This window comes from gamma proteobacterium symbiont of Lampromicra miyakona, from assembly GCF_059730895.1.
This window is the reverse complement of record NZ_AP035933.1, coordinates 521,082-543,539: the sequence shown is the minus strand read 5'-3', so window position 1 is coordinate 543,539 and position 22,458 is coordinate 521,082. Positions and strand designations below refer to the sequence as shown.

22 protein-coding genes and 2 pseudogenes are annotated in these 22,458 nt (G+C 52.9%); 11 read left to right on the top strand and 13 right to left on the bottom strand.

Annotated elements, in window-relative coordinates; translation table 11 throughout:
- Positions 1 to 20: 20 nt before the first annotated feature.
- Genes AC6I8P_RS22005 through AC6I8P_RS21990 form a run of 4 tightly spaced genes read right to left on the bottom strand, consistent with a single transcriptional unit; the run spans position 21 to position 3,025 of the window.
- On the bottom strand, positions 21 to 650 hold the full coding sequence (locus AC6I8P_RS22005) for an NrsF family protein (protein WP_498031227.1): 630 nt from the start codon (positions 648 to 650) through the stop codon (positions 21 to 23).
- Positions 643 to 1,194 (bottom strand): sigma-70 family RNA polymerase sigma factor, encoded by a 552-nt coding sequence (locus AC6I8P_RS22000; protein ID WP_021508966.1) that lies wholly within the window; start codon positions 1,192 to 1,194, stop codon positions 643 to 645. The genes AC6I8P_RS22005 and AC6I8P_RS22000 overlap by 8 nt, the downstream gene beginning before the upstream one ends.
- Before the next feature lie 17 nt (positions 1,195 to 1,211).
- Entirely contained in the window at positions 1,212 to 2,441 is a 1,230-nt protein-coding gene (locus tag AC6I8P_RS21995) for a protein-disulfide reductase DsbD family protein (RefSeq protein ID WP_058776050.1), read from the bottom strand.
- 14 nt (positions 2,442 to 2,455) lie between these two features.
- Positions 2,456 to 3,025, bottom strand: coding sequence for a peroxiredoxin (locus AC6I8P_RS21990; protein WP_058776049.1), 570 nt, complete (start codon positions 3,023 to 3,025; stop codon positions 2,456 to 2,458).
- 183 nt (positions 3,026 to 3,208) lie between these two features.
- Here AC6I8P_RS21990 and AC6I8P_RS21985 point away from each other — a divergent pair, with 183 nt between their 5' ends.
- Entirely contained in the window at positions 3,209 to 3,364 is a 156-nt protein-coding gene (locus tag AC6I8P_RS21985; protein WP_021508969.1) for a hypothetical protein, read from the top strand.
- A gap of 1 nt (position 3,365) precedes the next feature.
- Here AC6I8P_RS21985 and AC6I8P_RS21980 read toward each other — a convergent pair whose 3' ends face one another.
- On the bottom strand, positions 3,366 to 4,028 hold the full coding sequence (locus AC6I8P_RS21980) for a TetR/AcrR family transcriptional regulator (protein ID WP_058776048.1): 663 nt from the start codon (positions 4,026 to 4,028) through the stop codon (positions 3,366 to 3,368).
- 78 nt (positions 4,029 to 4,106) lie between these two features.
- Here AC6I8P_RS21980 and AC6I8P_RS21975 point away from each other — a divergent pair, with 78 nt between their 5' ends.
- From AC6I8P_RS21975 to AC6I8P_RS21955, 5 genes are all read left to right on the top strand, one after another.
- Positions 4,107 to 5,624: an MDR family MFS transporter gene (locus AC6I8P_RS21975; protein WP_498031226.1), complete on the top strand. Its 1,518-nt coding sequence runs from the start codon at positions 4,107 to 4,109 to the stop codon at positions 5,622 to 5,624.
- A gap of 259 nt (positions 5,625 to 5,883) precedes the next feature.
- Entirely contained in the window at positions 5,884 to 6,435 is a 552-nt protein-coding gene (locus AC6I8P_RS21970) for a C40 family peptidase (protein ID WP_021508972.1), read from the top strand.
- 320 nt (positions 6,436 to 6,755) lie between these two features.
- Complete coding sequence (locus AC6I8P_RS21965; protein ID WP_059009207.1) at positions 6,756 to 6,971, top strand: YdgH/BhsA/McbA-like domain containing protein; 216 nt, start codon at positions 6,756 to 6,758, stop codon at positions 6,969 to 6,971.
- A gap of 141 nt (positions 6,972 to 7,112) precedes the next feature.
- Positions 7,113 to 7,271: a hypothetical protein gene (locus AC6I8P_RS21960; protein ID WP_338671194.1), complete on the top strand. Its 159-nt coding sequence runs from the start codon at positions 7,113 to 7,115 to the stop codon at positions 7,269 to 7,271.
- A 114-nt stretch (positions 7,272 to 7,385) separates the two neighbouring features.
- Entirely contained in the window at positions 7,386 to 7,601 is a 216-nt protein-coding gene (locus AC6I8P_RS21955) for a YdgH/BhsA/McbA-like domain containing protein (RefSeq protein ID WP_058770290.1), read from the top strand.
- A gap of 351 nt (positions 7,602 to 7,952) precedes the next feature.
- Here the strand turns inward: AC6I8P_RS21955 and AC6I8P_RS21950 are convergent, their stop codons facing one another.
- The 4 genes from AC6I8P_RS21950 to AC6I8P_RS21935 form a co-directional block, all read right to left on the bottom strand.
- Positions 7,953 to 8,231: a hypothetical protein gene (locus AC6I8P_RS21950; RefSeq protein ID WP_058770289.1), complete on the bottom strand. Its 279-nt coding sequence runs from the start codon at positions 8,229 to 8,231 to the stop codon at positions 7,953 to 7,955.
- 176 nt (positions 8,232 to 8,407) lie between these two features.
- The gene (locus AC6I8P_RS21945; protein WP_498031225.1) at positions 8,408 to 10,345 is read right to left on the bottom strand and encodes a MacB family efflux pump subunit; all 1,938 of its coding nucleotides are present in this window, start codon (positions 10,343 to 10,345) and stop codon (positions 8,408 to 8,410) included.
- Positions 10,342 to 11,517, bottom strand: a complete 1,176-nt coding sequence (locus AC6I8P_RS21940) for an efflux RND transporter periplasmic adaptor subunit (protein ID WP_498031352.1) — start codon at positions 11,515 to 11,517, stop codon at positions 10,342 to 10,344. Before AC6I8P_RS21940 ends, AC6I8P_RS21945 begins: the two co-directional genes overlap by 4 nt.
- Before the next feature lie 143 nt (positions 11,518 to 11,660).
- Positions 11,661 to 13,373, bottom strand: a complete 1,713-nt coding sequence (locus tag AC6I8P_RS21935) for an ABC-F family ATP-binding cassette domain-containing protein (RefSeq protein WP_498031224.1) — start codon at positions 13,371 to 13,373, stop codon at positions 11,661 to 11,663.
- Positions 13,374 to 13,704: 331 nt separating this feature from the next.
- Here AC6I8P_RS21935 and AC6I8P_RS21930 point away from each other — a divergent pair, with 331 nt between their 5' ends.
- Both AC6I8P_RS21930 and AC6I8P_RS21925 read left to right on the top strand, forming a co-directional pair.
- Positions 13,705 to 13,923 (top strand): DUF7661 family protein, encoded by a 219-nt coding sequence (locus AC6I8P_RS21930; protein WP_021508980.1) that lies wholly within the window; start codon positions 13,705 to 13,707, stop codon positions 13,921 to 13,923.
- Positions 13,924 to 14,084: 161 nt separating this feature from the next.
- Positions 14,085 to 14,569, top strand: a pseudogene (locus tag AC6I8P_RS21925) (GNAT family N-acetyltransferase).
- A gap of 301 nt (positions 14,570 to 14,870) precedes the next feature.
- Here AC6I8P_RS21925 and AC6I8P_RS21920 read toward each other — a convergent pair.
- Both AC6I8P_RS21920 and AC6I8P_RS21915 read right to left on the bottom strand, forming a co-directional pair.
- Positions 14,871 to 15,392 carry a hypothetical protein gene (locus AC6I8P_RS21920; protein ID WP_498031223.1) on the bottom strand — a complete coding sequence of 174 codons (522 nt, stop codon included), beginning with the start codon at positions 15,390 to 15,392 and terminating at the stop codon, positions 14,871 to 14,873.
- Positions 15,385 to 16,257: a BrxR family helix-turn-helix transcriptional regulator gene (locus AC6I8P_RS21915; protein ID WP_498031222.1), complete on the bottom strand. Its 873-nt coding sequence runs from the start codon at positions 16,255 to 16,257 to the stop codon at positions 15,385 to 15,387. The genes AC6I8P_RS21920 and AC6I8P_RS21915 overlap by 8 nt, the downstream gene beginning before the upstream one ends.
- A gap of 137 nt (positions 16,258 to 16,394) precedes the next feature.
- Between AC6I8P_RS21915 and mblB the strand changes: the two genes are divergently transcribed.
- The 3 genes from mblB to AC6I8P_RS21900 all read left to right on the top strand — a co-directional run bounded on the left by mblB (position 16,395) and on the right by AC6I8P_RS21900 (position 20,386).
- Positions 16,395 to 17,576, top strand: a complete 1,182-nt coding sequence (gene mblB, locus AC6I8P_RS21910) for an anti-phage 6A-MBL system MBL-fold protein (RefSeq protein WP_498031221.1) — start codon at positions 16,395 to 16,397, stop codon at positions 17,574 to 17,576.
- Positions 17,573 to 19,801 (top strand): anti-phage 6A-MBL system cap2_3 protein, encoded by a 2,229-nt coding sequence (gene cap2-3, locus AC6I8P_RS21905; protein ID WP_498031220.1) that lies wholly within the window; start codon positions 17,573 to 17,575, stop codon positions 19,799 to 19,801. The genes mblB and cap2-3 overlap by 4 nt, the downstream gene beginning before the upstream one ends.
- 150 nt (positions 19,802 to 19,951) lie before the next feature.
- On the top strand, positions 19,952 to 20,386 hold the full coding sequence (locus tag AC6I8P_RS21900; protein ID WP_498031219.1) for a hypothetical protein: 435 nt from the start codon (positions 19,952 to 19,954) through the stop codon (positions 20,384 to 20,386).
- A 489-nt stretch (positions 20,387 to 20,875) separates the two neighbouring features.
- On the opposite strand, the gene AC6I8P_RS21895 is transcribed toward AC6I8P_RS21900, so the two are convergent.
- Complete coding sequence (locus AC6I8P_RS21895; RefSeq protein WP_498031218.1) at positions 20,876 to 21,409, bottom strand: GNAT family N-acetyltransferase; 534 nt, start codon at positions 21,407 to 21,409, stop codon at positions 20,876 to 20,878.
- A gap of 130 nt (positions 21,410 to 21,539) precedes the next feature.
- Positions 21,540 to 22,143 (bottom strand): annotated as a pseudogene (locus AC6I8P_RS21890) (tyrosine-type recombinase/integrase).
- Positions 22,144 to 22,458: the final 315 nt, after the last annotated feature.

The window sequence follows — 22,458 nt, the reverse complement described above, 5'->3', positions numbered from 1 at the left end:
CGCGTTACTGGCCGGCGTCGTCAGGCGATCTGCACCCAGCGCCGGCCAAGCAATACGGTCAGCACGATGATGCTTACAATGGCCGCCAGGTGCTGCAGCAAATCCAGCGCATGCAGGTGCACCGGATGACAGAACGCCAGCAGGCTCACCGCCATGCAGGCGACGCCCAGGCCCGCCATGGCCAGACTGCGGGCCGGATAGAGCGCCCGCGTCCGGCGCAGACTGATGATGGTCAGCAGCAGCATCGGCAGACTCACCACCAGCAGGAAAACAAAGCACGGCAGCGTGTCGTGCTGCTGCAGCGGCGTGGCCGTCTGCAGCAGATTGCTGGCGCTCAATCCCAGCCACAGCAGACCCGGCGGCAACAGCAGCTTTGCGCTGATGCCGCGCCGGCCGGCAATGCTGAGTTCAAAGGCGCTGCGCATCGCCAGCAGCCCGAGGATAAACGCAAGCATCAGTTGCAGCGCGGCCTGCATCGCGCCGGCCTGCGACCAGTCGGTCAGAGTGCGCGGCACCAGCAAACTGGCCGCGATGCCGGCCGGCAGCGCCAGCGCCAGCCAGCCCAGCACGCGTTTTCCGGTCGCCGGCGGGCGTTTCACCGGGCGCAGATCGCGCCCCAGTTTTTCAATCAGCAAATGATGGTCAGTCATGGTTTGCTCCAAAGCGGCGCAGATTGATGAGCGCGCGGTGCAACAGCGATTTCACCGCCGATACGCTCAGATTATGGTGTGCCGCCGCCTCGTTCAGGCTCATTTCATGCAAATGAACATGCTCAACGATTTCACGCTGACGCAGCGGCAGCTGGCTGAGATAGCCCGCCAGCTCCTGCCGGGTGTCCAGCTGCTGCTGTTCTGCCGTGCTGGCGGGATCGGCGGCCTGAGCGTCGTCAAGCGCGCAGTGCAGCTGGCGGCCGCGGCGGCGCAGGGCATCAATGGCGCGCGCCGAGACTATCGCCGTCAGCCAGGGCAGAAAAGGGTAAGCGGGATCGTAGGTATGGCGCACGCGATGCAGCGTGAGCAGCACATCCTGAATCACATCTTCCGTTAAGGCTTCATCGCTCAGCCTGCGCCGCACCTGCGCGCGTATCACCGGCACCAGCGCCCGCAGCAGCCGGGTATAGGCACACTGATCCCCGGCCTGCGCGCGTTCCATCAGTCCGGGCCAGTTTTCACGTGCGCTATCGCCTGTGTGCATACGCTGCCTTGTTGCCGTTACGTCTTCTTCGCTGCCGCCTGGTTTAACGCATCCACTACGATGCCGGGTGTCAGCACCTGCGGCAGTACTTTCGGTGGTCCGCCATCAGCCGGATACACCAGGTACATTGGTAAACCGCCCTGACCAAACTCACTCATCACGTCATCAACGTCCGGGTTAAATTTAGTCGAGTCTGCCACCATGTACAGCGTACCGGTTTTCGCCAGTGCGGTTTTCACCGCCTGGGTCGACAGCGAGGTCTTCTCGTTCACCTGACAGGTGATGCACCATGATGCGGTAAAATCGACAAAAATCGCTTTGCCATGCCCGCGCTGAGCGGCCACCGCCTGCGGCGTCCACGTCTGTTTGCTGACTTGCGCCTGTATATCGCCTTGCAGCGCCGCGCCTGGCTTGATCAGCCCCGGCAGCGGCGCGATCACCGCAATCAGCAATATCGCCGTGACGCTGAACAGCGCTTTGTGCCCTTTTCCGGCAAAGCGGCGCTGCTGCGCCATGCCATACAGCCAGCCGGCAAACGCCAGCACCACCGAGGCGGCCAGCACAACAGCCAGCGCGCTGCTGCCCGCCTGCTGGGCCAGAATCCACACCAGCCAGGCCCAGGCACCGAGCATGGGAAAGGCCAGCCCGCGCTTGAGGATATCCATCCAGACGCCAGGACGCGGTAAAAATCGTGCCAGCGGCGGGAACAGCGACAGCAGGGTAAACGGCGCGGCGAAGCCGAGCGCCAGCGCAAAGAAAATGACCAGCGCAACCGCAGGGGGCTGCACCAGCGCGTAGCCGATGGCGCTGGCCATAAAGGGCGCGGCACAGGGTGTGGCTACGATGATCGCCAGTGCTCCGGTCAGCGCGGAACGCAAAAAAGCGCCGCGCTGGATGTCGATGGCCCCGACGCGCTGCACCGTTAGTCCCACCTCAAAGACGCCAAGCAGGTTAAGCGCGGCAGCCAGGATCACCAGCGACAGCAGGGCGATCACCAGCGGTGACTGTAGCTGAAAGCCCCAGCCGACCGCGGCGCCACCCGCGCGTGCGGCCAGCAGAATGCCAGCCAGCGCCATCATGGTCACCAGCACGCCGAGCAGGAATCCGAGGCCTTCCCGGCGCGCGCTGGCAGCCTGGCTTTGATGGCGCAGCAGGCCAAGCGCTTTCAGCGAAATCACCGGAAAGACGCACGGCATGAGGTTGAGGATGATGCCGCCCAAAAAGGCGGCCAGCATCGCGGTTAACATGGCTGGCCTCTCACTTACTGCGCTTGCTGCGGATGCGCAGCGTCATACTCTTTCACCGCCGCCAGCGCTTTTTCGATATGGGTATCCGGGTTTCTGTCGGTATAACTCAGCAGAATATTGCCGTTGGGGGCAATCACATAAGAGGTGCGGTCAGACAGCGTTTTGCCTTTTATCTGCATCAGCGTTTTATATTCGGCGGCCACTTTGGCACCCGGATCGGCAGCTACGGCGAATTTGTCACGACACTCCAGCTTAGAAAAATCGCTGATCTGCTCGGTGTTACCGGCGGTGACGCCAATCACCGTGGCGCCCATTTTTTTGAAATCATCCGTGGCTTCGGCGAAGTCGTGCGCCTCAATGGTACAACCCGCGCTGAAGGCCGCCGGGAAGAAGTAGAGCACCACCGGCCCTTTTTGCAGCGCCTGCTGCAGCGAGAAGGTGAGCGGCTTACCGGCCAGCGCGCCCTGAAGTTCAAAGTCAGGTGCTTTGGCCCCGACGGGCAGCGCCGCGCCAGCAGCAAAGGCGGCGAGGCTCAGCGTGGTGCCGAGGGTGAGGGTAGCGATGAGATGCCTGATAGTTGTCATGATCTGCTCCTGCGGTGAAAGAGGTCCGGTTAGGGGGGTTCAGTCAGACAGTTCGCCGCAGTCGGTAAAAAGTTGCGCGAAGGGCAAAAAAAAGCAGGGCAGATCCCTTTTTCCCGTCTCGTTTATTTATTCTTTGCGTGAAATCCTTACAATAATCGCCTGATGTTTTTTTAGGTTTTAGATATGTCTTCAACGTCTTGCGATAAACAGAACAGTGAAACCCAGCAGCTGCTGGCCTCCCTTGAACAGCACATTGCCGAGCCGCCACCCCGGGTGCAGCCGGTGCCGGAAGATTTCTGGCAGCAGCTGGAGACGCTAACCCACGGCGACGACGCCTGACTCAGTTGCGCGGCTGTATACCGTGGCACACCATGCTCAGGGTGTGCTGCAGAATCATTTCGGTATCAAAGCCCGGCTCGTGGGCAAAGCGGGTAAAGGGCACCAGTACCATGCTGAGAATTGAGGTCATCAGCACATCGACATTCAGCTGGTTGTTCAGTAATCCCTGCTGCTGCCATTGAATCAGCAACGCGCGAATCCGTTCGCGTCCGGCATGACCGTGACGCTGTTTCAGCGTGCCGCCCAGCCCCTGACCACTGGCGACTTCCTGCAGCCACAGCGGTGCGAACCAGTCATGACTCAGCACGATATCCGCGAACTCTTTAATAAATCCGCTGATCGCAGCGACAGGTTCACTACTCTCTTCGACAAAATGCGCTTCCAGCCGTTGCCGTAACGGCACAAAGCGTTCCGCGACCACGGTATCCAGCAGTGACTCGCGCGACTGAAAATAGTAATTCAGCATGGCCGGGCTGACGCCAGCTTTACGGGCTATGGCGTTGAGCGAGGTTTCCGCGATGCCGTTTTGCGCATACAGCGCGAGCGTGATGTCCAGCAGATGCTCGCGCTGCTGGGCATTGATTGCGCCGCCGCGTGGACGTCCCGGCCGGCGGGGTTTATCAGAAGGCGCTGTCTCGCTCTCCATCACTTTTTGTGCGGTCATCTTTACGTACTCACGGGTTTCGTGTCAGACTTCGGTTAATATTAATTGTGCATTTAATTAATTTCAAACGGTGTCGTTATGAAACCTCAATCTATCACATCGCAGCGCGACAGTGGGGCAACCAGCCCGCCTTCCATTCGCCTGCTGATGGGCGCGCTGATGCTGGTGATGCTGCTTTCCGCGCTTGATCAGACCATTGTCTCAACCGCGCTGCCGACTATCGTCGGCGAACTGGGCGGACTGGATCGTCTGTCGTGGATCGTCACTGCTTACATGCTGGCCTCAACCCTGGTTGTGCCGCTGTACGGCAAATTTGGCGATCTGTTTGGCCGCCGAACGGTGCTGCAAATCTCGGTGGTGCTGTTTTTGCTGGGCTCGGCGCTGTGCGGGCTGGCGCAAAACATGCCGCAGCTGATTTTTACCCGTGCGCTGCAGGGACTGGGTGGCGGCGGATTAATGGTGGTGAGCATGGCGGCGGTCGCGGATGTCATTCCGCCCGCCGATCGCGGCCGGTACCAGGGCCTGTTTGGCGGCGTGTTTGGTCTGGCGACGGTGATTGGGCCGCTGCTGGGCGGTTTTATCGTGCAGCACATGTCCTGGCGCTGGATTTTCTACATTAATCTGCCGCTCGGCCTGCTGGCACTGCTGATCATTAATGCGGTGTTTAAAGCGGATAGCCGACGCAAACCCCATGAAATCGATTATCCGGGTGCGGTGTTTCTCAGCCTGGCGCTGGTGGGCGTAACGCTGTTTACCAGTGAAGGCGGCACGCTGCGCGAATGGTCAGATCCCCAGCTATGGTGCATTCTGGCCATGGGGCTGGTTGGCGTGTTGGGGTTTATCTATGAGGAGCGACGCGCATGGGAACCGATCATTCCACTCGATCTGTTCCGTAATCGCAGTTTTTCCCTCGCCAGTCTGATGGCGTTTATTATCGGCATGGCGCTGTTTGGCAGCGTGACGTTTTTGCCGCTTTATTTGCAGGTAGTAAAAAACGCCACGCCCACCGAGGCCGGACTACAGCTGTTACCGCTGATGGGCGGGCTGCTGGTCACCTCAATCATTAGTGGTCGCATGATTAGCCGCAGCAGGAAATACCGTTTGTTCCCCATCGCCGGGACGCTACTGGCCACAACCGGGATGGCGCTGATGACTACGCTGACGCTGGATGCGCCGCTCTGGCACATTTATCTGTTCTCCAGCGTGCTCGGCATGGGAATGGGCATGACTATGCAGGTGCTGGTGCTGGCGGTGCAAAATGCGGTGACGCCCGATCGCATCGGCGTAGCGACCTCATCGGTTACGCTGTTTCGCTCGGTGGGCGGTTCGATCGGCGTTGCGCTGTTTGGTGCCGTGTTCAGTCACGTGCTGAAATCCGGAGCGACCCGACTGATAGAGCAGGGTAACGTGCTGCCGCCTTCGCTGGATCCGGTCGCCGTGAACCATTTGCCTGCAGCGCTGCGTCAGGCTTATTTGCTGGTGTTCAGTGATGCGGTGCATGCCGCATTTCAGATGGCCGCCGGCGTTATGCTGCTGGCGTTTATACTGTCGCTGCTGCTGCCGGAGTCGCCGCTGCGCGATAACGTGCGCAAATAAGCTTTCCCGTTATTTCGCAGCAGGTCCGTCGGTCAGGCTGCGGAATAAAATTTAAACGCAATTTGCCGGATAAATATGCGCTGTCGGCGCAAAGCAGCAAAAGATATAGATTTTTATCCTAAATACATAGCGTTACCTTTCTGTAAACTTAGGTAAAATTAGTGAAGACAGCGAGAATTCGGGCGGAGACGCTTTATTTCTGCAACTTCTTTACGGTATAAATCTGCTATCCCTGTTATCCACTGTGAAACGTCACCCTATGATTGCTACTGCGGCCCGCAACCTTATTGCCTGCCTGATGTTATTAACCCTGGCTGGCTGCTCGTCTCACTCCTCGCCAGCACCGGAGCAGGAAAGTGTTGATACCTCGCAGGACGGTGGTAAACAGCCCGATTTAATTCCGGTAATAGCCGCTTTGCACGATCAAATGCATTCGTGGGAAGGCACCAAATATCAGTGGGGCGGAACGCAATTATCCGGCGTTGACTGTTCCGGATTTGTCTGGCGCACCTTAAAAGATCGTTTCAATATTCCCATGGATCGCGTCACAACGCGTGAATTGATCGCCATGGGTAAGCCGGTCGATCAGGCGCATTTACAGCCTGGCGACTTAGTGTTCTTCCGCATTAAGCATGAGCTGCATGTCGGCTTTTACGATACCGATCGCCAGTTCCTGCATGCCTCAGTCAGCCAGGGCGTGATGCGCTCGTCACTGAATAATCCGTACTGGAAATCGGTATATTTAGAAGCCAGACGACTTCCGCGCGAGCAAAATTCGCAGATCAGTTTCAATTATAAAAATAAAGTCTGAGGTCAGACTTCCCTCAACAAAATCGCGGCGCGAGGTTTTCGCGCCCGTACTCAGACCCATCCCGCCGTCAACCATTCGTCTCCTGTTTCAGTAGCAATTCGCCTTAAATATGATGGCTGCTTTAACGCTCTGTGCCGCTATATGGGCATTGAAATCTAATCAACCTATTGATTATAAATAAATAATTTAAGTATCATGCATTAACAATTAGTGCGATCATAGTATTCGCACTAATTATCAATTTTGTAATAGTAATCATGGTTATTATTATCCCCATCGAAGGCGCAGCGCCTTCTCATCAAACGCTAAGGAATATGACCATGAAAGCTATCAAAACACTGACCATTGCCGCCGCCGCCGCGCTTTCCCTGATGTCTGCTGCCAGCTTCGCGCAAACCGTTTCAGCCACCTCCACCACACTGGATGGTGCCGAAGCGAAAATTGCCGCTCAGGCTCAGCAGCAGGGTGCGCAATATAAAATTCTGGAAGCCAGCACCAACAACCTGGTGCATATGACCGCTGAACTCTACAAATAACGGATGGTTGCACAGGGATGTGCCAGAACGGGTCGCCTGACGGGCGGCCTTTTTTGTCGTGCAGTCAGGCTCGCAGCGTATCAAGCATTCTGGCGATATTGCTGAATTTGCAGCGCAGACTGTCTGGCAGGAGAACGCAATATGCTGAACAACGTGGATATCAACCGGCAGGCGCTGGCTTTTGCAGATGCATTGCGCACGCAACGCCCCGCTCACGTTCCGGTGATTCGTTTTGCCCACTGGCCGCAATTTATCGCGACGGTGCGCGCTGAGCTGGCGCAACCGGGCAACCAGAAATAATTAGCACGATCATGATAACCGCACTAATTATCAATTGCAGTATAGTAACCTGAGTTATTATTAGTTCCATCGAAGGCACACAGCCTTCAGCCACAACCATTAAGGAATAAGACCATGAAAACCATTAAAGCTATGTCAATCGCCGCTGTTGCCGCTCTTTCACTGATGTCAGCTGCCAGCTTTGCCCAGAGCGTAACCGTGACTTCCTCTACGCTGGACGGTGCAGAAGCTAAAATCGCCGCGCAGGCGCAGGAGCAGGGCGCTCAGTATAAAATTACTGAAGCCAACACCAACAACCGCGTGCACATGACGGCTGAACTGTATAACTAAGTTCAGACAGATGCACTGCGTTAAGGCCGCCTTCGGGCGGCTTTGCTGTTTCCGGAAGGCTTCAAACGAACAAAAGCAACAGGCTGGCGTTCGAAATTTGACCAATCCTGCTCAGCGGGCGCAACAGGCGGAGCCCAGGCGTTTATCCACAGGATAAGCCAGCCTCTTTGCACGTCAGTTGTGGATAACTGCTTTAATATCAAACCGTCAGGCGACAAACGCTGAGTTGATTTCCCGACTTACACGTCGGTTATTTTGTCAGAAATGAATCCGGTTGCGGCTAAATAAACGCGAAGCAGGAGAGTTTATTTCACCATTTCAAAACACATTAGGTTTGCGTAATCTGCACCGTTATTTTTTCGCGTCGTCGTCAAAATGGCGAGAGGGAATCAGATTTTTCTCTTTATTAACCGGCGTTCTTTTCGACCGGCCTTTGTCCAGCAGGCAGTCGCGGCAACAGGCTATTTGCGGATGGTGGATACGCGCTACCGTCAGCGCCTGATGCACAGTATACAAAGAGCCGATAAAGCGCTTCTCTTCCTCAAATTCCAGGACGTAACAGCCTTTTTTATGCAATACCCAGCCGGCGTCCGGATCGTGACATAAATAAAAATAGTGCGGTTCTAACATAACTTACTCTCGGGCGAGTGATAGCCATCGAATAGATAATCGGTGATGTGTCTAAATTAGAGACGCGTTCAGTCTACGCCGATGATGACCTGCGGGGCTAATTGATTTAATGACTTTCGGATTAGACCTGAAATGGCCGGACCAGCATGAATAATGTGCCGGTCCGGTTGCTGATTTTATTCGCTGGCGAGCGCGGCGACCGGATCCATTCGTGCGGCTTTGCGCGCGGGCAGATAACCAAATATCATGCCGATAATGGTTGAGCAGGCAAACGCTGCGCCAGCCGATTGCCACGAGTAGATGGCGGTCAGCACGCCGCCAGCCAGCAGTGAAATGACCGGACCTATCACCAGAGACAGCGCCACGCCGAGCGATCCGCCCACCAGGCACACCAGCACGGCTTCAATCATAAATTGCTGCATAATGTCGCCGCGTCGCGCACCCACCGCCATGCGCACACCAATCTCGTGGGTGCGTTCGGTCACCGACACCAGCATGATGTTCATTACGCCAATACTGCCGATCATGAGCGCAATCGAAGCCACCAGTAAAATCAGCAGCGTTAGCGTGGCCGCCGCACCTTCTATCGCTTTACGATACTTGTCCCGGTTGAACATCAGGAAATCTTTGGTGCCGTGGCGCGCCGTCAGCAACTGGGTGAGCGATTCCACCGCCGCACCGCTCACCACATCATCTTTGAGTTTAATACTGATACTGGTGAGCGCGGTCTGACCGCTGATGCGATACATCACCGTGCTCCACGGCAGCCAGACGCTGAGGCGGTTGGGCGACAGACCATCTTCATTATTGGCCACGCCAATAACCCGCACCGGCACCGATCCCAGCACAATCATTTTGCCAATCGGGCTCGGGCCCTGTTCGCCAAACAACTTATTGCGCGTGTTGATATCAATAATGATTTCCTGGCGCGCGTGCCGCTCATCGCTGAAGTTGCTGCCTTCCACCAGCTTAATGCCCTGAATGCGAAAATAGTCGACGCCCACGCCGGAAACTGAAGTTTTGGAGGCGTTGGCCAGGTAGCGAATGGGCTGCGTGGCGATGATCTCCGGACTGACGGCGGCGACAAACTGCTGGCGCGCAATCACATCGGCATCGGCCATCACCAGGGTTTGTACCGGATGTGCTTCATCCTCGACATAATCGCCGCCGGCATAGATAGAAACCACATTGGTACCCAGTCCGGAAATGCTCTCCAGCGTTTTTTCCCGCGCGCCCTGGCCCAGCGCCACCACGGTGACGACGGCGGCAATGCCAAAGATAATGCCGGTCATAGTCAGTGCTGTGCGCAGGCGGTGGGCGTTCATGGCATTCAGCGCCATGCGCAATGATTCGCGCAGCCGGTCAAGCAGGCCGCGGAATCTGCTCTGCCGCTTGCGTGGCGCTGGCGTAAAGTGCGTTTTTGCGGCCGTGGCAGCGCTGCCGCTGTCGGCAAAAATCTCGCCGTCCTGAATTTCAATGATGCGTTCCGCGTGCTGCGCCGCTTTCATATCGTGGGTAACGATAATCACCGTGTGACCTTCACGGTTCAGTTCGCTGAGGATGCGCAGCACTTCTTCACCGGAGTGCGAATCGAGCGCGCCGGTGGGCTCATCGGCGAGGATAATTTCGGCACCGTTGATCAGTGCACGCGCAATACTGACACGCTGCTGCTGGCCGCCTGACAGCTCGCCCGGCTTATGCTGTTCGCGCCCCTGTAATCCGAGCCGTGCCAGCAGCTGTGCGGCGCGCTGACGGCGTGCGGTGCCGGATAAGTTGGCATAAATCGCCGGTATTTCAACATTGCTCAGCGCGCTGAGATCCGGCATCAGGTGATAGCGCTGAAAGATGAAGCCGATGTGCTCGCGCCGCACTTGCGCCAGCGCATCGGGCGAGAGCGTGGCGGTATTTTTGCCGCCAATCAGGTAATCACCGCTGTCCGGCGCATCAAGGCAGCCAAGAATGTTCAGCAGCGTGGATTTGCCTGAGCCCGAGGGCCCGATGATCGCCACCATTTCGCCGCTGGCAATCTGCAGATTAATGTTTTTCAGCACCTGCAGGGATTGCGAACCATTGACGTAGCTGCGCTGAATGTTGTGCAGTTCGATGATATTCACATCACCACCTTGTCCGCGCCCGGCTGCTGCGTGGCAAGGATCACTTTTTCCCCTAAGCGCAGCCCGCTCAGTACCTGAATGTCAACGCTGTCGCTGATGCCGGTGGTGATGTAGCGCTTCTCTGGCTGATTATTTTGATCCGCGATTTCGACGTAAGTACGACCATCGCTGGCCTTTTTCGTGGCCTGTACCGGCACCAGCAGCGCGTTTTTCGCCTGGTCACGCAGCAGATTAACCTGCGCCGTCATGGAGATGCGCAGCGCATTATCCGGGTTCGGCACATCAAGCAGGGCGTTGTAATACACCGCCGCGTTCGTGCTGCTCACGGTATTGCTTTCGCTGTTTCCCATCAGCGCATCATCTTTCATCACCGACTCAGGAGCCAGTTCGATGCTGCGCAGCGTGGCGTTGTAGCGTTTATCCGGATTGGCGAAGGTGGTAAACCACGCCTGCTGGCCGGGCTGAATATTGGTAATGTCCGCCTCGGAGATTTGCACTTTGATGGTCATGGTGCCGAGCTGCGCCAGTTTGGCGATGGTCGGGGCGCTCTGTACGGCGTTTACGGTCTGGCCCTGCTTCGTGACGATCGCCACCACCGTGCCGTCAATGGGTGCCATGATGCGCGTGTAGCCGAGATCGAGCTGCTTTTTATCCACTTCGATCTGCGCCTGAATCACCCGCGCCTGCTGCGCCGTCAACTCTGCCTGGGCGATGCGCCACGCTTCGGCGGCGGTATCAAAATCCTGGCGGGAAACGGCGTTGGTTTTAATCATCTGCTGCAGGCGCTGAAACTGCGCCTGCTGGCGTACCAGCGTAGCCTGACGGGTCTGTAAATCCGCCTGCGCCACGCTCAGCGCCGCCTGTGCATTACGCAGATCGCTGCGCTGCGGCTGATCATCGATCTCCGCGATCAGCTGGCCCTTGCGCACGTTGTCGCCAGCTTTGATATACAGCTTTTTCACCTGACCGGAGACCTGTGCACCGACGTTAACGCGCTCAATCGCGTCCATTTTGCCGGTGGCGGCAATCACGTTTTCGATGTCGCCCTGGCGCACCGCGGCGGTCATCAGCGGATTGGGTTTACTGCGTGACGCCGAATACGCCCAGAGAACCAGAATAATCACCAGCGCGGTCAGCGCGGCAAACAACCATTTTTTCGTCATTGTGTGCATCATCGTCCCTTAAATTTAGCGAGAATAATAATCACTAAGCGGGACAAACTGGAGAAAAATTCTGCGGAATTTTGTCAGCCGCAGGGGAGTGCGCCATCCCTGGCGCAGGTTGTGGGTTTGCGATACCCCGTTAGTCAATCCGTTCAGAGCAGATTCAGCTGTTGCTTCAGCTGCGCAATCTCCCTGCGCCACTGCTGCTGCTGCGCCGGCTTCTGATGCTTTGCCTTACGCGCTTCGTCCTGCTGCAGCTTTTCTTCCAGCACCAGCAGCGCCTGCAACAGCGCATCTTCATCGCCCGGGCGGTCATCGACGGCGGCAGCGGCAAGCGGGTGATCGACTGGCACATTAGCGGTGGCCAGCCTGGCGGTCACCTGCGGCCAGTCATGCCACTCGCTCAGCTGCTGCTGTTCAATCAGCCAGAAGCGATTGCAGCTGCTGGCGATCAGGCTGCGGTCATGAGACACCAGCAGCACCGCGCCGGCGAACTGCTGCAGCGCCTGCGCCAGCTCCTCTTTGCCTGCCATATCCAGATGGTTGGTCGGTTCATCCAGCAGTAGTAGCGAGTAGCGCGCCAGCGTCAGGCCAACAAACAGCAGGCGCGAGCGCTCACCACCGCTGAGTGAGGCAACCTTCTGCTGATGGCGCAGCCAGGGAAAGCCTGCGCTAATCAGCGCCATTTTGCACTGCTCATCGCTCAGCGCAGCGAAACCGTGTAGCGCCGCGCTTAACGTCTGGTCGTCACGCAACTGTTGCAGGCTCTGGTCGTAATAGCCGACGCGGGCGCGCGGATGAAACAGCGGGCTGTCGCCTTGCTGCCAGCTGTGCCACAGCTGGCGCAGCAGTGAGGATTTGCCGCAGCCGTTGTGGCCGACAATCGCGATGCGATCGCCACTTTTCACCTGCAGCGCGGGCAGGGAAAAAAGGGTCGGCGCCCCGGCAGCAGGCTGAATCGACATCGGCGGCAGCGCCAGCACGCGATCCGCCTGCAGCGCTTCGCCCTGTAACTGCAGCTGCCACGGACTGCCGGCGCTGAGCGTGGTCTGCGCGGCTTTCAGCCAGTCGATGCGCTTCTCCATCTGTTTTGCTTTACGCGCCAGACCTTCGTTGTCATAGGTCCGCCCCCAGATCGCCAGCCGTTTTGCACTGCTCTCAACCCGGGCGATCTCCTGCTGCTGTGCCTGGTGGCGCTGCGCATCCGCCTCATCCTGCTGCGCCAGCGCCTCGCGGGCGGCCGTGCAGGGCAGACGGAAAACATGCAGCGTGCGATCGCGCAGAATTGCGCTGCAGTTGGTGACTCGGTCCAGCAGTGCGCTGTCGTGGGATACCAGTACAAAGCTGCCCTGCCAGCCGATCAGAAAATTCTCCAGCCACAGCAGGGTCGGCAGGTCGAGATGGTTACCCGGTTCGTCCAGCAACAGTAAATCGGGCTGCAGAATCAGCGCGCGCGCCAGCAACAGCCGCATATGCTGTCCGCCGCTCAGCGTCGCCGCGGTTTGTGACTGCTGCGCTGTGCTGAAACCCAGCGTATGCAGCAGCGCCTCGGCACGCCAGCGCTCGCTGCTGCGCTGTGCTGCGGGCAGCCGGGCGATCACGCCATCCAGCAATGAGGCCTCAAGTAACGTTTCCGGCAGGTGTTGTTCAATGCGCGCCAGCAGACAGTGGCTGGCTGGCGTGACGCTGCCGTGACTGGCGGCCAGTTCACCGCTGAGAATTTTCAGCAGGGTACTTTTACCGCTGCCGTTGTCGCCAATCAGGCCGATGCGGTCGCCTTTTTTCAGGCTGAAATCCAGGGAATGGAAAAGCGGGCCAAAGGCATTGTCGAAGCCGACGGCATGTGCGGAAAGGAGTGTGCTCATCTACTTACTCTCAAGTTGCAGGCGCAAAAAAGCCTTACGTCAGAATTTCGCTGACGACAACCCGGTAAGCCGGAGAGAAGGGATTAGATTGTCAGAACTTCGCTCAGGCGGATTATCGCAGCACGAGTGCGGTAAAACCTGAGCGGGTCCAGTCACCATAGAAGTGTGAGTAAACAAACAGTTCACACGACGGCATTGAGATCCTCCTTAGTTATCAGCAGGTGAATAAGTCAGCCGATAATAGTGGCGGTGTGCGGCTTTTTCCAGCGATTTGTATCGGCGCTGGTATAGTATGGCGTCAGAGCCTGATAGATATCACAGGAGATTGAATATGTTGATTTATGACGTTTTTGGCCGCCACATTGGTGTTCTGCGCAAGGATGATGGCTGGCAGGTATTTCGCGCCGACGTGACAGAAAGAAAATTCTCACGAATGTTTGATATTGCTATTCCAGATGATATGCCAGAAGACGAAATTGCAGGCTGGCTGGGTGATATCTTTCATGAAGCTGCAACTGAGCATCATCCTGATGTGAAACGCATCGAATAAAACCTGATTGTGTTGAGATGTTTGCCTTTGGCATAAAGCGGACGGTGCACAAGTCCATGTCCGTTATGAGCGAGGAGCAGACATATCATCCTCAAGATAGCTAGTAATTAGGGTTGTCCCATCCCCCGTTTGGGCTGATGCTTTCCTTAGCAGGATGTTTTATGTTGGTCACATTCATCCTGCAGGGTATAACCATGATAAAAGTTGTGAAATCTGATCCATTTTATTCAGAATTTCATTACCTAATCGAATTGCTATCAGCGGAAATTGCCGCTATTACAGGTGATAATGGCAAAAGCAATTTCACCGCTGAAGCCATGGGTGATGATAAAGCTTTGTGGGCTTTAGCAAAGAATTCATAAGGCAAAGCTGTAGGATGCGGTGCTATACGGCCATTAACGCAAGATATAGCCGAGCTTAAAAGAATGTTTTCAGACCGAAGTGCGCCAGGAGTTGGTAGTGCTTTACTTACTTTTCTTAAGACTCCGCAAAAGAGATGGGATATATCGAGCTTAGGCTGGAAACCAGACACATCAGCCATCGGGCTGTAAATTTCTACAAGAAAAATGGTTATATCTGTATTGAGAATTACGGCCCATATATTGGTAGGACAGAAGCGGTCTGTTTCTCAAAGGCATTGCGCTGATTGTATTAATCGGATCTGACGTCCGTTTCTAGCACTCATCAGCTCTAAGGTCCCCTCCGGCTCCCCAGTATACCGGGTCGTCAGCTCAACTGCGCTAACCGGTAAACCGGCAAGCTTCGCCGAAACGCCATAGAGGGCTTTTCGGGCCTGCGGTTGGGGTCTGATGGCAAATGTCATAAGTGTCTTCAAAAACAGATTGTTTTATTGCCTGCTGAGTGTCTTTAGATGAAGAGAAATCAGATAATGCCTGCCGTCAGGCATTATCTGGAGGGAAAGGGTAAATTAAGTACGTGTGAAGTATTTATCTACTATCGCTATTCCCATTGTTAATATTAGAACTTCGAGTTTTATCTATGCCCCAGACTGCTTTTGCGATCTCTTCAATTTTTGCAACAAATTTATCAACGTTAAATCCCGCGATAAAGGCTAAGGCAAAAAATCCCATTTCACTGGAGCCTACGTTGGTGCTCGATTCCAGAACGAGCAATCCTGCCTTGAGGAATAAATAACTGATAGCACCCGCGATGGTGCTTGTGACGGGACGGATGAAATACCACAAATGCCAATCAGGGTCCCAGTTTTTTCTGACACACTTGTTGAGATATATAGCACGGAAACAGTAGAGGCATCCTCCCGTATACGCTATCGCCCCGCACATTAAGGGAACTCGAAGAGGTGCGTAAGGTTCAGGTAGCCATCCTAATGACATAGCTCCGATAGCGTAGGTGGAAATGCTCAGTAGCGCGAAAAGATAAAGAATGATCACACTAATCATTAGGCCGTGATTACTTTTGACTTTGGTGACATCCAGATTCTCATTCATGCTCGATGTCTCCAGAAGAGATAAGCGGCTCTTCAATGCGCAGTAATACAATTTGCTGGCTCTCGTTTACTGGCTCACCATCTTCATTAAGGTTCAGGCGACGCTTAAGATAAAAGTACTGGGATTTCCTGATACGTATTTTCGCTTCACCCTTATCCATTTGATAATCGCTTTCAATTATCATTTTTTTATTCATAGAGAAGTCAGGGTTTGGCCCTATAACAACATCAATAAATGTCTCCCATTCTGTATCAACGGGCACCTCACTCGATGGAGATATTGATTCAGCGATGTCAAAAAAACGGCCTAAAACAAAATCTTTATACATCTCCGAACTAAAACAATAGGCGCGAACGTGCCAGCGGTGACCATCATGCGCAAAAGCCGTCGGAAATAGGGTTCGAATTGACGGCTCATCACGCATCGCACGATAGTCAACGACTAACGCACGCTGGTTTTTGATAGCCATAATTAACTCAATCAGAGTCTCTGGATGCACTTTACGGGTTGGCAAAGGAAGGCTCGTAACCGGGGGTACCCATCCGATGAAACTCTCAGATGGTGACAGGATTCCCGTCTCCAGGCCTATCAACTCGTTCAGGTAATGGTTGCTTTCAAACGTTGCAAAAACAGGTTTGAAACTGGCGTTAGCAATGTAGGACTTTTGGTTACGATCATAGTAAGCATTTTCAGGTGCTATCTCCTGATATTTTGCCAGGTCCAGTGAAGCCTGAGGGACAGAAATCCGGAAAAAGGCCGTAATATCAGCACGGTTCAGCCGCCCCTCCCACATTAAACGGAAATCAATGAACTCAAGCCTTCTGTCCTGGCCCCAGTTGCCTGTTCTGGTGGTATGTGTACTCATGACCTGTGATTCCTGATAACCAACATTATAAGAATAAAAATTATACGTATAATTACTAGACTAGTCGTATTTCTATATGTATCTTAGCAGTTGTTGCATTATTGCTCAATCAACTGATGACCAGAAGGATGAACCCGATGACCGCTAAGATAACGTTTTTTCAGGTTGGTAATGGCGATATGACTTTAGTGCGTCTCGCTGATGTTCGTGGCACTGCGATTCTGATTGATACTCACATTAGGGCATCGGCTGATGATCCTCAGGACGATACACCTGATGTTGCTAAGGCACTGCGAAACAAACTGAAATTTGATAATAAGCATCGGCCTTTTGTCGACGTCTTTATGCTCAGCCATCCCGACCATGATCATTGCGGCGGACTGAGTAAACACTTCTGGTTAGGCCATCCCGATGATTATCCTGATGATGATCTCCATCATTCTAAAAAGCGTATTATCATCAGGGAACTATGGTCTTCCCCCCTGATTTTTCGCCGTCGTTCCAAGAACCATGTGCTGTGCAAAGATGCACAGGCCTTTGATGCTGAAGCCCGCCGCCGCGTCCGCTACTGGCAAGCAAATCACTTCGCCTTTGACGGTAACCGCATCCTGATAATGGGTGAGGACGCTGATGGCAAGACCGATAATTTACAGGCTATTCTGGTTAAAGCAGGAGAGACGTTTTCACGTATTAATGGCGAGTACTCTTCATTTTTCTCAGGCATGCTTCTTGCTCCGGCTCCGCATGAGGATGATGAAAACCTTGAGGAAGCTCTGTCCAAAAACGAATCCAGCATTGTGATGAACATGAGGCTATTGCCACAAGCTGGGTCACTAAATGCCGTTCATTTACTGATGGGGGGGGATGCAGAAGTACTTATCTGGGAGCGTCTCTGGGAACGTTATAAAGATCAGCCCGAAGTACTTCAGTATGATCTCCTCCTTACTCCGCACCATTGCTCCTGGCATTCCTTGTCCTACCATAGCTGGTCCCAGTATGGGGAAAATGCTCGAGTTAATGAGGATGCCCGTAACGCCTTGGGGCAGGCCCGAGCCGGTGCAACCATCATCTCCAGCAGTAAACAAATCCTCGATGATGAAAACGACCCGCCCTGTATTCGTGCGAAAAGCGAGTACGATGAGATTGTAGATGATGTTGATGGCTGGTTTGGTTGCACGGGTGACCTTAAAGACAAGGAATTTATTGAGTTTGAGGTCACTCAAAGTGGAACAATTGCCCGTGTTGTGGCTGGTGTTGCTTCAGCAGCAGCTAGCACAGCAGCGGCTGCAGCACCGCGCGCCGGTCTGGGAGTTCAATGATCGAATATTATGAACCAGGAGTGCGCCTCGAACGATCGGGGCGTGACGGCCTTTACCCCAACACGACTTTAATACTGGATGCGTGTGAGGCGCATCCTTACATGCACTTCGTTGAACTGCGCGTGCTGGAACTGCATAACAAACGGTCTGAATTTGTTATTGTCGATGCCGGTGATGGGACCGTTGCAGTGAATAACCCTGCCGGGATCCGACGAAAAGAACGTCTGGCCATTGAAATCAACCCACATAATCGCATTCCTGTTCTGGTCCATACACTCCGCAAAGACTTTCCTGTCCTGTCTCATCAGCACGCATCTCTTAATGACAGGCCCAGAATGCTTTGTCTTTACGATACGGCCTGGAGTACGGTCGAGCGGAGTTGGACACCTCAGCGCTTCATCGAGAGAGTTTTCTGGTGGCTGAGAGAATCTGCGGAGCTTAAGCTTCACAGAGATGACCAGCCCCTGGAACAGCTGTTTTATCTGAGCCCGTATCAGCTTATTTTGCCGTCCAATTACGCGGAATACTTTAATTCTGACAAGCACAAACTCACCCTTGAGTGCATGAGTGAAGAGCTACCTGTCACGCTCAAGGCCGTGCCGGAGGTTAAGGGGAGTGGCGTTAAACCTTTTCGTTTGCTCCCGATAAGCGTCCCACCCGTAGAAGCACACAATGTTTCATCCTTCCCTCAGACGCTGGGAAAATTGCATGAGCGATTAAAGGCCTGGGGGAGTGACTTATTGCAAACGCTAGAAGACACCGTGTTTGAGTCACTCGTGGGCCCGATTAAAAAAGAAAGCGATCAGGGGGAAGGTATACTGATTTTACTGATGGTCCCTCGTATTAAAGATGGATGCGTGCAGAGAACAGATGTGCTCGGATATTACGTTAACGCTTCACGTTACGATCTGGCATGTGCACTGGACTTACTGGGGCCGAAAAATGCGCAAGGCTCCCAGCATCGTGTGAAACTTCTTCTGGCAGAGAGTCGGGGCACGGAATGGGAATCTATCCCGCTGATTCAGAGTGAAATTCGTTTTGGACTGAATGCGTCATACGCCAGAGATATGTCTGCCATCGATCCCTCGACTGCCTCATTGAAAGGGATTCTGGCGGGAGTTGGTGCTTTAGGCAGTTGCCTTGCAGATATATGGATACGCGAAGGATGGGGAACGTGGACGTTAATCGACCCAGATCAGCTACTACCCCATAATCTGTGTCGGCATACAGGTTTCGATGTTTTTTTGGGACGCCCTAAAACTGATGTTGTCAGAGCGCTGGCAGAATCAATTTATCCGCACGAGCCTGCACCCGTGGCAATAAACAAAAGTATTCTTGATGAGGATGATGCTATTTCCTCAGCGCTGAAAGACGCAAACATTGTTGTTGATGTGAGCACAACCTTTGAAGTGCCAAGAACTCTCGCGGTAAAAGAGGATATCCCCCGGACCGTTAGTCTGTTTCTTACGCCATCGGGATCGTCCAGCGTGATGATTATGGAGGATGAAGATCGTTTACAGCGAATCGATGCGCTGGAGGGTCAATATTATCGTGCCATTCTGAATGAGGACTGGGGTACCCATCATTTGCAACATCATTATGGCGATCGTTGGGTTGGCGGTGGCTGCAGGGATATCTCTGTGCGTATGTCGAATGAGTCTATACACGTTCATGCCGGTATTTTATCCCGACAATTACGTCAAACTGTGCTCAGGAAAGATGCCAGATTGTGCATATGGTCATCTGATGAAGATTCTGGTGCTGTTAGTGCACATGATATTTCTCTCTTTACCGTGATATCAGTTAGCCAAGGGAAGTGGACCGTGAAGGTTGATCAGGGTTTGGTAAATAAGCTCCGTGAAATCAGAAAGCTGGCGCTTCCAAACGAAACCGGTGGTGCCATTCTGGGAATTACAGACCTCAAAAATAGAAGCATTGTTATCGTTGATGTGATCCCGGCCCCATCCGACAGCGTTGCTTCGCCTACACATTTTGTTCGTGGGCAGATGGGGCAGGAGCAAGCGCTGGAAAAGGCACGACATCTCACGGCACATGTCGTGGACTATGTCGGCGAGTGGCATTCTCACCCTCAGGGATATTCTGCGCGCGCGAGCTGCGATGATGAAAAGCTCATTGAAACACTTCATATAAAAATGAGCGCAGAAGGATTGCCGGTAGTGATGATTATTGTGTCCGAGAACGACCTGAATATCATCGTAAAATAGTGATGTAAGCTTTACGCTGCGAATGTGTAATGCAATTAGCCCAAATATAGTTTGATTTCCCTGCTGACGGTTATCAACCCTGATAGCGGGCTGCTTTTTTAATTGAATAGTTCTCACTTTCCTGTGTGCTTAGTTTTATTGAGGATAAAAATGGATATTCTGCCAAAAATAACTGACATAAAGAATCTTAAGGATCTATGTAAGGTAATTGTCTTGCCAATGCTATGCGCCTGTTATGTAAGTTATGGCGACTTCTCACTGGATTTCGGAGACTTTGTCATTTCTCTCAGCTCTGGTGATACAGAAGGGATAAGAATGTTTAAGGTATTAGTTATACTATCAGGAAAAATACTTTATTCAGCAAGTATGTGTTTTTTAATTTATTTTTTCTTGGTTTATGCACATGTTTACAGCAAAGCTAAACTCATCCCTGTGTGCATTTTAATCCTAATGACTTTTGGTTTTCTTGGTGTATTTTCTGGTGATAAAGTGGAGTCAATATTACCTGTTGAAGGCATCTGGTATTACACGAGTTTCGTCACCGCTTTTTTCCTACTTGCGATGTTAGATCAGGTAACTGAATGAGACTTTTTGCCGCACGTTTCATCGTAAATCAGGGTTAAGGAGATGAAGGGCGGGGCCATCACTAAGATGAAAAAGGTTGGCCCGGCATACCAATTTGAACTACATACTCTGTCTTAACCTACCTCCTGGCTGCTGCGAGATACAGTAAATGCCCCATCTATTACTGTTCTTCTCTCTTCGATGTCAGCGACATCTTAATGGCCTCCCGACTCCCCAGTGTTGCCGGTCGTCAAGCCCCATTCAGCTAACCTGCAACTCCGGCTTGCTCCAGTGGGCCGGATAGCGTTCCGGGACATTCTGACCTGCCCCCAACATTAGATAGAACCTTCAGTTAGTAATGTCGGTTGATGATCCTGATTCCTTTGGCCACAGTAAACCGTTTTAGCAACTTCCGCTTTTGGCACGAAGCGGACAGCCCATCTCCCCAGATGTCCGCTATGAGCGAGTAGCTGACTTTGATAATTGATGTATATCCCAGGTAAAGCATGCTTAATGACTGAATTCGTCTTTTAACAATCCAAAAACCCAGTCATCCTGCCAGCGATCCTGAAGAAAGTAGTTTTTCCTTAATGTGCCCTCATGTTGAAATCCTACCTTAAGCAATGTCCTGCGTGAGGCTTCATTACCCGAGGTAACTGTCGCTGTTAGCTTGTGATATCCATGTGTGTTAAATGCAAAACGAGCAATATCTTTTAGAGACTCGCTGCCAAAACCTTTGCCATGAAATTCCGAAGCAAGTATGAACCCTACTTCCGCAATGCCCTCACTACGCTCAATAAAGCCAGTTACTCCAATGGGTAAATGTGTATTCTTTTGACTGATAACGAGACACAGCCAGTGTTCACTGCCTTTTTGCCACGGTTGCAAGCGCTTCTCAAAGGAGTGGGTTCTGATCTCCTCTTCCGTTCGTGAATCGCTAATGAAATGCATAACATGGCGGTCCTGATTTAATGCCAGATAAAATGGCCAGTCAGTGTGGCTGAGACAGCGATAATTAAGTCCGGCAGAGGGAACATAATGCATTGGCATTCTCCATATTTTTCTTTAAGCTCCGTGAGATTTAAAAATTTCATGAGCCGGATTTCAACAACCCTACCAACATTCGTAACGTCCACTTTTGGCACAGGGCTGCTGCTGTTGCAGCCCTCACGAATTAAACTTCAAAAGACTCAGCTATCTCCAGAGCATCATCCACTTCAATACCGAGATAACGGACTGTACTTTCGAGGTTTTTGTGACCTAACAGTAGCTGGATCACTCGAAGATTCTTCGTTTTTTTTATAGATCAGATATGGCTTGGTTCTTCGCACAGAATGCGTACTGTACAGAGTCTCGTCGAGACCCAGCTTATCAATCCATCCATGAAAAATACGGTTATATTGCCTGGTTGAGATATGTAGTGAAGAACCGATGCGGGACTGGAACAGATAGTCGCTACTACGTTGATGAGCCATTTTGATCCACGCTGCCACAGCCTCTCTGGTTCCCTTAGTCAGTTCAAACTGAGCGGGGCTTCCCGTTTTTTGCTGCAGCACTGTCGCTCTGCCCGAAACAGAGTGCCCATAGGCCACATCAGAAAGTTTTAGCTTAACCTGATCACAGCCCCGAAGTTTACTGTCCAGAGCCATGTTAAACAGAGATAAATCGCGTAATTTTCCTTCCAGCTCAAATCTGATAAGGATTCCCCAGATATGAGAGATCTGAAGAGGCCGTTTCTGGCCAATAATACGGCCCTTTTTCCAGGGGGATGTTGTCATGCTCAATCTCCTTAGGGTTAGTAGATGTGATTATGGTTGTCCCATATGAGCGAAAAGCGGACATGGCTCACTCACTTTTAAACTGTAATAACAAAACTACCATATCGCTTATATAATCTATAATCTATAAACTAGACGCTTCGTTGATTCCATGGATGTATATTAGGACTAAAGGCTGAGCGTAAGAATGTTGTTAAAGCGTTATCAGTTTCAATTGCGCATTTGCAAACTTGTACTTTATAGGTTCCGCTTAATACGTTCATGCGAATGTTCCCGGCGTCCGCCCCCCGATGCGCGACATCTCCTCGTGCAGTT

Coding starts and splice junctions, on each gene's coding strand:
- AC6I8P_RS21920 (WP_498031223.1), bottom strand. CDS start 15,392: ATGAATGAGAATCTGGATGTCACCAAAGTCAAAAGTAATCACGGCCTA.
- AC6I8P_RS21975 (WP_498031226.1), top strand. CDS start 4,107: ATGAAACCTCAATCTATCACATCGCAGCGCGACAGTGGGGCAACCAGC.
- cap2-3 (WP_498031220.1), top strand. CDS start 17,573: ATGATCGAATATTATGAACCAGGAGTGCGCCTCGAACGATCGGGGCGT.
- AC6I8P_RS21970 (WP_021508972.1), top strand. CDS start 5,884: ATGATTGCTACTGCGGCCCGCAACCTTATTGCCTGCCTGATGTTATTA.
- AC6I8P_RS21930 (WP_021508980.1), top strand. CDS start 13,705: ATGTTGATTTATGACGTTTTTGGCCGCCACATTGGTGTTCTGCGCAAG.
- AC6I8P_RS21990 (WP_058776049.1), bottom strand. CDS start 3,025: ATGACAACTATCAGGCATCTCATCGCTACCCTCACCCTCGGCACCACG.
- AC6I8P_RS21955 (WP_058770290.1), top strand. CDS start 7,386: ATGAAAACCATTAAAGCTATGTCAATCGCCGCTGTTGCCGCTCTTTCA.
- AC6I8P_RS22000 (WP_021508966.1), bottom strand. CDS start 1,194: ATGCACACAGGCGATAGCGCACGTGAAAACTGGCCCGGACTGATGGAA.
- AC6I8P_RS21985 (WP_021508969.1), top strand. CDS start 3,209: ATGTCTTCAACGTCTTGCGATAAACAGAACAGTGAAACCCAGCAGCTG.
- AC6I8P_RS21960 (WP_338671194.1), top strand. CDS start 7,113: ATGCTGAACAACGTGGATATCAACCGGCAGGCGCTGGCTTTTGCAGAT.
- AC6I8P_RS21995 (WP_058776050.1), bottom strand. CDS start 2,441: ATGTTAACCGCGATGCTGGCCGCCTTTTTGGGCGGCATCATCCTCAAC.
- AC6I8P_RS21965 (WP_059009207.1), top strand. CDS start 6,756: ATGAAAGCTATCAAAACACTGACCATTGCCGCCGCCGCCGCGCTTTCC.
- AC6I8P_RS21940 (WP_498031352.1), bottom strand. CDS start 11,517: ATGCACACAATGACGAAAAAATGGTTGTTTGCCGCGCTGACCGCGCTG.
- AC6I8P_RS21935 (WP_498031224.1), bottom strand. CDS start 13,373: ATGAGCACACTCCTTTCCGCACATGCCGTCGGCTTCGACAATGCCTTT.
- AC6I8P_RS21895 (WP_498031218.1), bottom strand. CDS start 21,409: ATGCATTATGTTCCCTCTGCCGGACTTAATTATCGCTGTCTCAGCCAC.
- AC6I8P_RS21950 (WP_058770289.1), bottom strand. CDS start 8,231: ATGTTAGAACCGCACTATTTTTATTTATGTCACGATCCGGACGCCGGC.
- AC6I8P_RS22005 (WP_498031227.1), bottom strand. CDS start 650: ATGACTGACCATCATTTGCTGATTGAAAAACTGGGGCGCGATCTGCGC.
- AC6I8P_RS21900 (WP_498031219.1), top strand. CDS start 19,952: ATGGATATTCTGCCAAAAATAACTGACATAAAGAATCTTAAGGATCTA.
- AC6I8P_RS21980 (WP_058776048.1), bottom strand. CDS start 4,028: ATGACCGCACAAAAAGTGATGGAGAGCGAGACAGCGCCTTCTGATAAA.
- AC6I8P_RS21915 (WP_498031222.1), bottom strand. CDS start 16,257: ATGAGTACACATACCACCAGAACAGGCAACTGGGGCCAGGACAGAAGG.
- mblB (WP_498031221.1), top strand. CDS start 16,395: ATGACCGCTAAGATAACGTTTTTTCAGGTTGGTAATGGCGATATGACT.